Raw genomic sequence first — 11988 nt, 5'->3', positions numbered from 1 at the left:
TCGGTCTTGCGTTTCCGACTCTATCAGATCTTTCCGATCCGATTTCCTCGGTGCTTTCCGGTCCCTTTTGTTTTCACTCCGGGGGCCTTTCGGCGTTTCCGACTTTATCAGAAGATCTGAGTCGGATTTCCCGCCTCCCGGTGAAGCGATCGGGCGCACGTCGGCGCCGGGGCTTCCCGTTCTGGCGGAGCCGTAAACGTACTGGAGCGGGGCGCCCCGATGCAAATCGAGGGGCCCCGCTCCGGTGCGCTGCAGGTCGGAGGTCAGACCTCGACGACGACCGGGAGGATCATCGGACGCCGGCGGTAGGTGTCGGACACCCACTTGCCGACGCTGCGGCGGATCAGCTGCTGGAGCTGGTGGGGCTCCACGACGCCGTCCTGGAAGGACTTGTTCAGGGCCTGGTCGATCTTCGGCAGCACCGCGTCGAACGCGGCGTCGTCGATGCCCGAACCCCGGGCGTGGACGTGCGGGCCGCCCACGATCTTGCCCGTCGAGGAGTCGACCACGACGAAGACCGAGATGATGCCCTCCTCGCCGAGGATCCGGCGGTCCTTGAGGGAGGTCTCGGTGACGTCGCCGACCGAGAGGCCGTCCACGTACACGTACCCGGCCTGGACCTTGCCGGTGATGCGGGCGCGGCCGTCGACCAGGTCGACGACGACGCCGTCCTCGGCGATGACGATGTGGTCCTTGGGGATGCCGGTCATCGCGCCGAGCTCGGCGTTGGCGCGCAGGTGGCGCCATTCTCCGTGGACCGGCATGAGGTTCTTCGGGCGGCAGATGTTGTAGAAGTACAGCAGCTCGCCGGCCGAGGCGTGGCCCGAGACGTGGACCTTGGCGTTGCCCTTGTGGACGACGTTCGCGCCCCAGCGGGTCAGGCCGTTGATCACGCGGTAGACCGCGTTCTCGTTGCCGGGGATCAGCGACGACGCCAGGATCACCGTGTCGCCGGGGACGATCCGGATCTGGTGGTCGCGGTTGGCCATGCGGGACAGCGCGGCCATCGGCTCGCCCTGGGAGCCCGTGCAGACGAGCACGACCTCGTCGTCCGGGAGGTCGTCGAGGGTCTTCACGTCCACGACGAGGCCGGCCGGGACCCGCAGGTAGCCGAGGTCGCGGGCGATGCCCATGTTGCGGACCATCGAACGGCCGACGAAGGCGACCCGGCGGCCGTACTCGTGGGCGGCGTCGAGGATCTGCTGGATGCGGTGCACGTGGCTGGCGAAGCTGGCCACGATGATGCGCTTCTGGGCGTTCGCGAAGACCGTGCGCAGGACGTTGGAGATGTCCTTCTCCGGCGGGACGAAGCCCGGGACCTCGGCGTTCGTGGAGTCCGAGAGGAGGAGGTCGATGCCCTCCTCGCTCAGCCGGGCGAACGCGTGCAGGTCCGTGAGGCGGCCGTCCAGCGGAAGCTGGTCCATCTTGAAGTCGCCGGTGGCGACGGCCATGCCCGCGGGGGTGCGGATCGCGACCGCGAGCGCGTCCGGGATGGAGTGGTTGACCGCGATGAACTCGCAGTCGAACGAACCCAGGACCTCGCGGTCGCCCTCCTTCACCTCGAGGGTGTAGGGGCGGATCCGGTGCTCCTGGAGCTTGGCCTCGATCAGGGCGAGGGTCAGCTTGGAGCCGATCAGCGGGATGTCCGGCTTGAGCCGGAGCAGGTAGGGGACGGCACCGATGTGGTCCTCGTGGCCGTGCGTGAGCACGATGCCCTCGATGTCGTCGAGGCGGTCCCGGATGATGCTGAAGTCCGGGAGGATCAGGTCGACGCCCGGCTGCTCCTCTTCGGGGAAGAGGACGCCGCAGTCGACGATGAGCAGACGGCCGTCGAACTCGAAGACCGTCATGTTTCGGCCGATCTCGCCGAGCCCGCCGAGCGGGATGACGCGCAGGGCGCCCTTCGGCAGCTTCGGCGGGGCACCGAGTTCGGGATGCGGATGACTCAAAAGACTCTCCTCACCACGCACGCCACGTACCCCTCGGCACGTGGCGCGCATGACATTCGTGCACTTGCTGTTGTCAGTGTTCAGTTGTGAAGTCCGTTGTCAGAGCTCTACCCCGCCGGCGGCCAGGTCGACCTTGAGCTGCTCGGTCTCGGGGGTGGACAGCTCCACGAGCGGCAGCCGCAGGGGGCCGGCCGGGAGGCCCTGGAGGGCGAGCGCGGCCTTGGTGGTCATGACGCCCTGGGTGCGGAACATCCCGGTGTAGACCGGGAGCAGCTTCTGGTGGATCTCGGTGGCCTTCTGGATCTCGCCGCCCAGGTGGGCTTCGAGGAGGGCGCGGAGCTCCGGGGTGACGACGTGGCCCACGACGGAGACGAAGCCGCAGGCGCCGACCGAGAGCAGGGGCAGGTTGAGCATGTCGTCGCCGGAGTACCAGGCGAGGCCGGAGCGGGCGATGGCCCAGCTGGCGCGGCCGAGGTCGCCCTTGGCGTCCTTGTTGGCGACGACGCGCGGGTGCTCGGCGAGCCGGACGAGCGTCTCGGTGTCGATCGGGACGCCGCTGCGGCCGGGGATGTCGTAGAGCATCACCGGGAGCTCGGTGGCGTCGGCGATGGCCGAGAAGTGCTGGTACAGGCCCTCCTGTGAGGGCTTGTTGTAGTACGGCGTGACGGCGAGGAGGCCGTGCGCGCCGTCGCGCTCGGCGGTGCGGGCCAGCTCGAGGGAGTGGCGGGTGTCGTTGGTGCCGACGCCGGCCACGACGTGGGCCCGGTCGCCGACCGCCTCCAGTACCGCTCGTACCAGCTCCGATTTCTCCGCGTCGCTGGTGGTGGGGGACTCGCCGGTGGTCCCGTTGATGACGAGGCCGTCGTTGCCTGCGTCCACGAGGTGGGTGGCCAGTCGCTGGGCACCGTCGAGGTCGAGTGCGCCGTCCGCCGTGAAGGGCGTGACCATGGCGGTGAGGACCCGCCCGAAGGGGGTCTGCGGAGTGGAGATCGGAGCCATGGGTAACACGCTACTCGCTGCTCAGCGCCGGGTGTCCCCTAGGGGGACAGGAGAAAGGGAGCCCGGCGCTGCCTGCTCGGGGGTTCAGGCAGCGCCGGGTCCGTTTGATCAGCCTAGATGAACTTCGTGAAACGTCGCAATACGGACACTTCACACGGGTGGTTCGGACATCTGTGCCCTACGGGGCCACACGGCCGTTCTTGTTGAAGGCGCCGTGGGTCAGCGGCATCAGCCGGGCCCAGTGCTCCTCCATCTTCTCGCCGACCATCTCGATCTCACGCTGTGGGAAGGACGGGACCGCGGCGAGCTCGTGCTGGGTGCGCAGACCGAGGAAGTGCATCAGCGAGCGGGCGTTGCACGTGGCGTACATCGAGGAGAAGAGGCCGACGGGCAGGACCGCGCGGGCGACCTCGCGGGCGACGCCGGCGGCCAGCATCTCCTGGTAGGAGGCGTACGCCTGGCGGTACGAGTCTTCCATCGTGCGGCTGACCAGGTCGTGCTGCTCCTGGGTGCCGTCGACGAAGACGTACTTGCCGGGGCGGCCCTCCTGGACGAGCTTGCGGGAGGCGTCGGGGACGTAGAAGACCGGCTGGAGCTCCCTGTAGCGGCCCGACTCCTCGTTGTACGACCAGCCCACGCGGTGCCGCATGAACTCGCGGAACACGAAGATCGGGGCGCTGATGAAGAAGGTCATCGAGTTGTGCTCGAAGGGGCTGCCGTGGCGGTCCCGCATCAGGTAGTTGATCAGGCCCTTGGAGCGCTCCGGGTCCTTCTGGAGCTCTTCGAGGGACTGCTCGCCCGCAGTGGAGACCCGCGCGGCCCAGAGGACGTCGGAGTCCGCCGCCGCGCTCTTGACCAGCTCGACGGTGATGTCGCTCCGCAAGTCGATCTTCACGTTCTCGGTGGGGCTGTCGGTCACCAGCGGTCCTTCCCATCGGCCAATGCAGTCGCCCACTCTAACGACGTCCTACCGGAGGATGAGATTCGGCTGCTTTGGTGAAATTTGGGCACCAGAACCCAGGATCTGTCGTCTGTACCTGTGACGCATGACAACGACCCGAGGAGAGTGGCCCCGATGTTCAGCCGGAAAGAGCCCGTACCGTTCGCGTTCGTCGCGGAGGCGGACCACTTCCGCAGTAACGTCACTCCACCACCCCGGGAGCGCCTCGGCGCCTCGCAGATCGTGGGCCGCACCCTGCTGGGCCTGACGGTCGTCGCCGGCCTCGTGGGTTCGTTGGTCTTCGGGATGCCGTCCCTTCAGGCCGGGGACTCCGCCACTCATCGGCAGCAGTCCGAGGCCTCCGACAACCGCTGAGGTAGCCTCACCGGGCACTGCCCCTTCGAGCGTGCTTGTGAGTGAGGACCTGTCGTGCCCCTGCCCTTTCTGACGGCCGACCGTGCTTTTGACACGACCGACCACGTCGCCCTGCCGTTCGACGACCACGACCAGTGGCGCCGTCCGTACCGGCCGGGCTCCTGGCGGGTCGGGGCGGCGGCGCTCGCGCTGCTGTTCGCCTCGTTCGTCCTCCTCGCCGCGGTGATCATCACCGCGGCCGGAGGATTCAGCGGCGGGGCCGCCACCCTGGCCACCGCCGTGCTCGTCATCCTGGCCGCCCTGCGGATGCTGCGCATGGGCACCTGGGTGAGCCGCGCCGGCATCCGGCGCGCGGCCTTCTTCTCCACCACCACCGTGCCCTGGGCGAAGGTGACCTCCGTCCGCACCGTGCAGCAGCCGGTGCGCTGGCTGGGGCTCCCCCGGACCGTGCAGGGCCAGGCCCTGGTGCTGGACCGGCGGGACGGCGAGCAGCTGATGCTGCTCACCGACCACAACGCCGACTTCCTCTCCCGCGTCGAGGCCTTCGACCGGGCCGCCGACACGGTCGAGGCCTGGAACGCCGAGTACGGCGTGGCCCCGGTCGCTACGCGCTGACCGGACGGCCCTCGTGGAGGGCGATGGCCCGCTGCATCGCCTTGCGGGCCCGGGGGGTGTCGCGGGCGTCGTGGTAGGCGACCGCGAGCCGGAACCAGCAGCGCCAGTCGTCCGGGGCGTCCTCCGTCTCGGCCTTGCGCCGGGCGAAGACCTCGTCGGCCGAGTCGCGGTCGATCCGGCCGCCCTGGGTGCGCTTCAGCTCGTCGACGGGCAGACCGCCCTCCGCCTCCAGTTCGGTGGCGAGGCGGCCCGCCTGGCGGGCGAACCGGGTGTTCTTCCAGAGGAACCAGCCGCCGACGCCGGGCAGCAGGAACGCCACGGCGCCCATGCCCATGGCGGCCGGCTCGCCCGTGAGGAGGAGCAGGACGCCCTCCATCGCCACCACGCCGAAGACGAGGACGAGCACGGTGGCCAGGAAGACGTACGTGATCTTTCCACCCATGACCGTCAGCCCAGGTCCAGGAAGTTCTCCAGGCCGAAGGTGAGGCCCGGAGCGGTGGTGACACGGCGGGCGCCCAGCAGGATGCCCGGCATGAAGCTGGAGTGGTGGAGCGAGTCGTGGCGGACCGTCAGGGTCTCCCCCTCGCCGCCCAGCAGCACCTCCTGGTGGGCCAGCAGGCCCGCGAGGCGCACGGCGTGCACGCGGACGCCGTCCACGTCGGCGCCGCGCGCCCCGTCCAGGGCGGTCGCGGTGGCGTCGGGCTGGGCGCCGAGACCCGCCTCGGCCCGGGCGGCGGCGATCAGCTGGGCCGTCCGGGTCGCGGTGCCCGAGGGTGCGTCCACCTTGTGCGGGTGGTGCAGCTCGACGACCTCGACGGACTCGAAGTAGGGGGCCGCGATCTGGGCGAACTTCATGGTGAGGACCGCGCCGATGGAGAAGTTCGGAGCGATGAGGACGCCGGTCTCCGGGGAGGCGGCGAGCCAGGTCCGCAGCTGCGCGAGGCGCTCCTCGGTCCAGCCGGTGGTGCCGACGACGGCGTGCATCCCGTGGCGCACGCAGAAGTCGAGGTTCTCCATGACCGAGGCCGGGGTGGTCAGCTCGACGACGACCTGGGCGTCCGCCTCGACGAGGCGCTCCAGCTTGTCGCCGCGGCCGAGGGCCGCGACCAGTTCCATGTCCTCGGCGGCCTCGACGGCCTTGACCGCCTCGGAGCCGATACGGCCCCGTGCACCGAGGACGGCCACGCGCAGCTTGCTCATTGTCTTCCTTAGGGGGACTCGTGGGTCAGGAGACCGCTTGCTGGAGGCGGTCCGCCTGCTTGTCCTTCAGCGGGCCGATCACCGAGAGCGAGGGCCGCTGGTCCAGTACATCGCGGGCGACCTCGCGGACCTCGTCCGGGGTGACGGCGGCGATCCGGTCCAGCATGTCGTCGACCGACATCTGGGTGCCCCAGCAGAGCTCGCTCTTGCCGATGCGGTTCATCAGGGCGCCGGTGTCCTCCAGGCCGAGGACGGTCGATCCGGAGAGCTGGCCGACGGCGCGGGCGATCTCGTCGTCCGTGAGGCCGTCGGAGGCGACCTTGTGGAGCTCGTCGCGGCAGATCTTCAGGACGTCGTGGACCTGGGCCGGCCGGCAGCCCGCGTAGACCCCGAAGAGGCCGCAGTCGGCGAAGCCGGAGGTGTACGAGTACACGCTGTAGGCCAGGCCGCGCTTCTCGCGGACCTCCTGGAAGAGGCGGGAGGACATGCCGCCGCCGAGGGCGGTGTTCAGCACCCCGAGGGCCCAGCGGCGCTCGTCGGTGCGGGCCAGGCCCGGCATGCCGAGGACCACGTGGGCCTGCTCGGTCCTGCGGTTCAGGTGCTCGACGCGGCCCGCCGCGCGCAGGGTGCGCCGGCCGTCGCGGGGGGCGACGGGGACGGCGTCGGTACGGGTGAGGGCGCCGGCCTTCTCGAAGGCGCGGCGGACCTGGCGTACCACCGTGGCGTGGTCGACGTTGCCCGCGGCGGCCACGACCAGGTGGGTCGGGTCGTAGTGCTTCTTGTAGAAGCGGGCGATCTGGTCGCGGCTGAGGCCGTTGACCGTGTCGACGGTGCCGAGGACCGGGCGGCCCAGCGGGGTGTCGCCGAACATGGTCTGCGCGAACAGCTCGTGCACGACGTCGCCGGGGTCGTCCTCGGTCATCGCGATCTCTTCGAGGATCACGCCGCGCTCGGCGTCGACGTCCTCGTCGAGGATGAGGGAGCCGGTCAGCATGTCGCAGACGACGTCGATCGCCAGCGGCAGGTCGGTGTCGAGGACCCGGGCGTAGTAGCAGGTGTACTCCTTCGCCGTGAAGGCGTTCATCTCGCCGCCGACCGCGTCGATCGCGGCGGAGATGTCGAGGGCGGACCGTCGCCGGGTGCCCTTGAAGAGGAGGTGCTCCAGGTAGTGGGTGGCGCCGTTGAGCGCGGGGGTCTCGTCGCGGGATCCGACGTGGGCCCAGATGCCGAAGGTGGCGGAGCGCACGGAGGGCAGCGTCTCGGTGACGACGCGGAGGCCGCCGGGGAGGGTGGTGCGCCGGACCGTGCCGATGCCGTCCCTGCCCGGGAGAAGCGTTTGGGTACGGGCGACGGCCCGCCCCTCCGAGGAGGGGCGGGCCGTCGCGCGGGAACTACGGGACGTCACTTGGCAGCGTCGTCCTTGTCACCCTCGGCAGCGTCCTCGTCCGCGATCACGGGGATCAGGGACAGCTTGCCGCGCTGGTCGATCTCGGCGATCTCGACCTGGACCTTGGAGCCGATCGCGAGCACGTCCTCGACGTTCTCCACGCGCTTGCCACCGGCGAGCTTGCGGATCTGCGAGATGTGCAGGAGGCCGTCCTTGCCCGGGAGCAGGGAGACGAAGGCACCGAAGGTGGTGGTCTTGACGACCGTGCCCAGGTAGCGCTCGCCGACCTCCGGCATGGTCGGGTTGGCGATGCCGTTGATCGTGGCGCGGGCGGCCTCGGCGGCCGGGCCGTCGGCGGCACCGATGTAGATGGTGCCGTCGTCCTCGATCGTGATCTCGGCGCCGGTGTCCTCCTGGATCTGGTTGATCATCTTGCCCTTGGGGCCGATGACCTCGCCGATCTTGTCCACCGGGATCTTGACGGTGATGATGCGCGGCGCGTTCGGGGACATCTCGTCCGGAACGTCGATCGCCTCGTTCATCACGTCGAGGATGTGCAGACGCGCGTCGCGGGCCTGCTTCAGCGCGGCGGCCAGGACCGAGGCGGGGATGCCGTCGAGCTTGGTGTCGAGCTGGAGCGCGGTCACGAACTGCTTCGTGCCGGCGACCTTGAAGTCCATGTCGCCGAAGGCGTCCTCCGCACCGAGGATGTCGGTGAGGGCGACGTAGTGCGTCTGGCCGTCGATCTCCTCGGAGATCAGGCCCATGGCGATGCCGGCGACGGCGGCCTTGAGCGGCACACCGGCGTTCAGCAGCGACATGGTGGAGGCGCAGACCGAGCCCATCGACGTCGAGCCGTTGGAGCCGAGGGCCTCGGACACCTGGCGGATCGCGTAGGGGAACTCCTCGCGGGTCGGGAGGACCGGCACGATGGCGCGCTCGGCAAGGGCGCCGTGGCCGATCTCGCGGCGCTTGGGCGAGCCCACGCGGCCGGTCTCGCCGACGGAGTACGGCGGGAAGTTGTAGTTGTGCATGTAGCGCTTGCGGGTCACCGGGGAGAGGGTGTCCAGCTGCTGCTCCATGCGGAGCATGTTGAGGGTGGTGACGCCCAGGATCTGGGTCTCGCCACGCTCGAACAGCGCCGAGCCGTGCACGCGCGGGATGGCCTCGACCTCGGCCGCGAGCGTACGGATGTCCGTGAGGCCACGGCCGTCGATGCGGACCTTGTCCTTGATGACGCGCTCGCGGACCAGCTTCTTGGTCAGCGCGCGGTAGGCCCCGCCGATCTCCTTCTCGCGGCCCTCGAAGGCCGGGAGGAGCTTCTCGGCGGCGATCTCCTTGATGCGGTCGAGCTCGGCCTCGCGCTCCTGCTTGCCGGCGATGGTGAGCGCCTTGGTGAGCTCACCCTTGACGGCGGCGGTGAGGGCCTCCAGGACGTCGTCCTGGTAGTCCAGGAAGACCGGGAACTCGCCGGTGGGCTTGGCGGCCTTGGCGGCGAGGTCCGACTGGGCCTTGCAGAGGACCTTGATGTAGGGCTTCGCGGCCTCGAGACCGGCGGCGACGACCTCCTCGGTCGGCGCCTCGGCGCCGCCCTTGACGAGCTCGATGGTCTTCTCGGTGGCCTCGGCCTCGACCATCATGATCGCGACGTCGCCGTCCTCCAGGACGCGACCGGCGACGACCATGTCGAAGACGGCGTCCTCGAGCTCGGTGTGCGTCGGGAACGCGACCCACTGGCCCTTGATCAGGGCGACGCGGGTGGCGCCGATCGGGCCGGAGAAGGGCAGGCCCGCCAGGATCGTGGAGGCGGAGGCGGCGTTGATCGCGACCACGTCGTACAGGTGGTCGGGGTTGAGCGCCATGATCGTCTCGACGATCTGGATCTCGTTGCGCAGGCCCTTCTTGAAGGAGGGGCGCAGCGGGCGGTCGATCAGGCGGCAGGTGAGGATCGCGTCCTCGGAGGGGCGGCCCTCCCGGCGGAAGAAGGAGCCGGGGATCTTGCCGGCCGCGTACTGCCGCTCCTCGACGTCCACCGTGAGGGGGAAGAAGTCGAGCTGGTCCTTGGGGCGCTTCGAGGCGGTGGTCGCCGAGAGGACCATGGTGTCGTCGTCCAGGTAGGCGACGGCGGAGCCGGCGGCCTGCTTGGCCAGACGGCCGGTCTCGAAGCGGATGGTGCGGGTGCCGAAGGTGCCGTTGTCGATGACGGCCTCGGCGTAGTGGGTCTCGTTCTCCACTAGCGGTTTCTCCTACGTGTTCGTCTTTGCGTCCGGGGCCCGTGTGGCCGGGGACGGTGTGCGACGGGGGCGGAGAAGCGCGCCTCGGGTGCTGGCCGGTCTTCGATCGAAGCACCCGGGGTGTCGTTCCCGGGGGCCACTACCGAGGACCGGCGGCGAGCCGGCGGCTTCTCGCTCGTCGTTATGGGGGTTGTGCGACCAGCCTACGGGCCGATGCGCACTTTGTGCACGTACGGCAAAGGGAGCGGCCCCCTGAAAGGGGGAACCGCTCCCTCGTCACCTGCTTACTTGGCGCCGCCGGCCGCACCGCGGCGGATGCCGAGGCGGTCGACCAGCGTACGGAAGCGCTGGATGTCCTTCTTGGCCAGGTACTGCAGGAGGCGGCGGCGCTGGCCGACCAGGATCAGCAGACCACGGCGGGAGTGGTGGTCGTGCTTGTGCTGCTTGAGGTGCTCGGTCAGGTCCGAGATGCGACGGGACAGCATGGCGACCTGGACCTCGGGGGAGCCGGTGTCGCCCTCCTTGGTGCCGAACTCGGTCATGATCTGCTTCTTGACAGCGGCGTCGAGAGCCACGCGGATCTCCTCTTGAGGTGTTCGTGCGCCCGCGAGTGCCCCTGGTCTAGGTCTCAGGGGAAGCTTCCGTGACTCGGCGGGCGAAGGTCCGATGGGCGCAGCTTCCAGAGATTTCCGGGAGCGCGTACACAAACGGCCGTCACACAGCGTACCAGCTCGCCGGAGCGCCCCCGGATGGGGCCGCTACTTGCTGGTGAGGGAGCGGACCGTGGAGAAGACGTCGAGGACGGCGAGGCAGAGCGGGACGAGGGAGAGCAGGACGAAGCCCTCCGCCAGGTCGAGGAGCCGGCCCCAGAAGGGGGAGAGTCCCTTCCTCGGGATGATCAGGCCGATCGCGGTGATCAGCGCGGCTCCGGCGGCGACGGAGGCGGTGAGCCAGATGGTGCGGATGTCCAGGCCGCCCCGGTCGCCGTACATGAGGAGGTCCTTGACCAGGTCGGCCGGCGGGTTCAGGGAGAGGCCGAGGACGAGGAGCGCGACGGCCGCGATGCCGGCGACCAGGACGCAGGCGACCTGCGACGTGTAGCGGAAGAGGCGGGCGCGCAGCAGCATCGCCAGGCCCGCGGCGAGGGCGAGGAGCTGGCCCCAGACGTTTCCGGCGAAGCCGAGGACGGCGGCGGAGCCGACGACGACCGCGGCGCAGCCGCCGACCAGGCCGAGGAGCATCTCGTGGCCGCGGCGGGCCTGGAGCGCGATGCGCTCGCCGTCGACGGGCTGCGGGTCGTCGCCGGCGGGCTGCTGCGGGTCGGCGTGGAACTCCTCGTCGGCGGCGCTGCGGGGGGCGGCGTAGCCGATGGGGAGCCGGGCGAAGCGGGCGGAGAGGCCGGGCAGGAAGGCGACGAGGCCGATGGCGACGGGGGCGCAGACGGCGGCGGTCTCGGTGGCGGTGGACTCGGTGAGGATCGCCGTGAAGGTCGCGAGGGTGCCGACGGTGGCCAGGAAGGTGGCGGCGACGAAGGGGGCGTCTCCGCTGGGGGTGAGCGCGACGAGTGCCACGGAGGCGACGAGGACGGTGACGCAGCCGAGCAGGAACTGGAGGCGGCCGGGTCCCTGGCCGGCGTCGGGGCCGACGATGCCGGAGCCGGCGATGAGCAGGAGCGGGAGCGCGCCGAGGCCGAGGGCGACGGCGGTGGCCCGGTCGCCGTACACGCGGGCGCGTACGCCTGCGAAGGCGGTGAGGAGGAGTCCGGCGGCGCCCGCGATGATCCCGGGCAGGCTGTGCATGTCGTGCCGGATCGGGTCCGCGAACCAGAGCACGAAGCCCATGAGGACGAGGAGCAGCACGCCGCCGAGGAGTCCGGCGCCGCGGAGGAGCTCGTCGCTCCACAGGTGCCGGTCGCGGGTGACGGCGGAGGCGACGGCGTCGGAGACGTCGTCGTAGACGGCCGGCGGCAGCGACTGGGCGAACGGGCGCAGGGAGAGCACCTCGCCGTCGAGGACCTGCTGGGCGGCGAGGGTGCGGGCCCCGTCGAGGACGGATCCGTCCCGGCGGACCAGGTGGTAGCCCGTGGGCGTGCCGGCCGCCTGCGTCTGTCCGGTGAGCCGCAGGATCTCCGGGTAGACGTCGGCGACGGCGATGTCCTCGGGGAGCGCGACGTCGATGCGGCTGTCCGGCGCCACGACGGTGACGCGGCAGAAACCGGTCGCTGCGGTCGTACTCACGTGTCTGGACCCCCTGATTCGCGGTTGCGCACGATGCGCGCGCCACCCTACC

11 protein-coding genes are annotated in these 11988 nt (G+C 70.2%); 2 read left to right on the top strand and 9 right to left on the bottom strand.

Annotated features, from left to right (window positions below; genetic code table 11):
• Positions 1 to 263: 263 nt before the first annotated feature.
• From ACF09E_RS35420 to thyX, 3 genes are all read right to left on the bottom strand, one after another.
• Positions 264 to 1949 (bottom strand): ribonuclease J, encoded by a 1686-nt coding sequence (locus ACF09E_RS35420; protein WP_361852697.1) that lies wholly within the window; start codon positions 1947 to 1949, stop codon positions 264 to 266.
• Positions 1950 to 2048: 99 nt separating this feature from the next.
• The gene (gene dapA / locus ACF09E_RS35415) at positions 2049 to 2948 is read right to left on the bottom strand and encodes a 4-hydroxy-tetrahydrodipicolinate synthase (RefSeq protein WP_392210403.1); all 900 of its coding nucleotides are present in this window, start codon (positions 2946 to 2948) and stop codon (positions 2049 to 2051) included.
• Between the two features lie 178 nt (positions 2949 to 3126).
• A complete protein-coding gene (thyX, locus tag ACF09E_RS35410) occupies positions 3127 to 3867 on the bottom strand; it encodes an FAD-dependent thymidylate synthase (protein WP_392210401.1) in 741 nt (246 codons plus the stop codon).
• 156 nt (positions 3868 to 4023) lie between these two features.
• Between thyX and ACF09E_RS35405 the strand changes: the two genes are divergently transcribed.
• Positions 4024 to 4263, top strand: coding sequence for a hypothetical protein (locus ACF09E_RS35405; RefSeq protein WP_361852690.1), 240 nt, complete (start codon positions 4024 to 4026; stop codon positions 4261 to 4263).
• A 54-nt stretch (positions 4264 to 4317) separates the two neighbouring features.
• Positions 4318 to 4878: a hypothetical protein gene (locus tag ACF09E_RS35400; protein WP_361852687.1), complete on the top strand. Its 561-nt coding sequence runs from the start codon at positions 4318 to 4320 to the stop codon at positions 4876 to 4878.
• On the opposite strand, the gene ACF09E_RS35395 is transcribed toward ACF09E_RS35400, so the two are convergent.
• From ACF09E_RS35395 to eccD, 6 genes are all read right to left on the bottom strand, one after another.
• Positions 4868 to 5320: a hypothetical protein gene (locus ACF09E_RS35395; RefSeq protein ID WP_361852684.1), complete on the bottom strand. Its 453-nt coding sequence runs from the start codon at positions 5318 to 5320 to the stop codon at positions 4868 to 4870. The genes ACF09E_RS35400 and ACF09E_RS35395 overlap by 11 nt on opposite strands.
• 5 nt (positions 5321 to 5325) lie before the next feature.
• The gene (dapB, locus tag ACF09E_RS35390; RefSeq protein ID WP_392040277.1) at positions 5326 to 6078 is read right to left on the bottom strand and encodes a 4-hydroxy-tetrahydrodipicolinate reductase; all 753 of its coding nucleotides are present in this window, start codon (positions 6076 to 6078) and stop codon (positions 5326 to 5328) included.
• Between the two features lie 25 nt (positions 6079 to 6103).
• Positions 6104 to 7483 (bottom strand): M16 family metallopeptidase, encoded by a 1380-nt coding sequence (locus tag ACF09E_RS35385; protein WP_392210399.1) that lies wholly within the window; start codon positions 7481 to 7483, stop codon positions 6104 to 6106.
• A complete protein-coding gene (locus tag ACF09E_RS35380; RefSeq protein WP_392210397.1) occupies positions 7480 to 9699 on the bottom strand; it encodes a polyribonucleotide nucleotidyltransferase in 2220 nt (739 codons plus the stop codon). The genes ACF09E_RS35385 and ACF09E_RS35380 overlap by 4 nt, the downstream gene beginning before the upstream one ends.
• Positions 9700 to 9983: 284 nt before the next feature.
• On the bottom strand, positions 9984 to 10274 hold the full coding sequence (gene rpsO / locus ACF09E_RS35375; protein WP_030206644.1) for a 30S ribosomal protein S15: 291 nt from the start codon (positions 10272 to 10274) through the stop codon (positions 9984 to 9986).
• 183 nt (positions 10275 to 10457) lie between these two features.
• A complete protein-coding gene (gene eccD / locus ACF09E_RS35370) occupies positions 10458 to 11936 on the bottom strand; it encodes a type VII secretion integral membrane protein EccD (protein ID WP_392210395.1) in 1479 nt (492 codons plus the stop codon).
• Positions 11937 to 11988: the final 52 nt, after the last annotated feature.

Origin of the sequence: Streptomyces sp. NPDC014891 (assembly GCF_043081085.1) — a bacterium.
In the GTDB taxonomy this organism is placed as follows: Bacteria; Actinomycetota; Actinomycetes; order Streptomycetales; family Streptomycetaceae; genus Streptomyces.
Note: the sequence above shows the minus strand (reverse complement) of the source record. Positions and strands in the feature narration are given on the sequence as shown.

Bases quoted from the DNA above. Each gene is read 5' to 3' on its own strand.
- dapA (WP_392210403.1), bottom strand. From the start codon at position 2,948: ATGGCTCCGATCTCCACTCCGCAGACCCCCTTCGGGCGGGTCCTCACC.
- ACF09E_RS35405 (WP_361852690.1), top strand. From the start codon at position 4,024: ATGTTCAGCCGGAAAGAGCCCGTACCGTTCGCGTTCGTCGCGGAGGCG.
- ACF09E_RS35395 (WP_361852684.1), bottom strand. From the start codon at position 5,320: ATGGGTGGAAAGATCACGTACGTCTTCCTGGCCACCGTGCTCGTCCTC.
- dapB (WP_392040277.1), bottom strand. From the start codon at position 6,078: ATGAGCAAGCTGCGCGTGGCCGTCCTCGGTGCACGGGGCCGTATCGGC.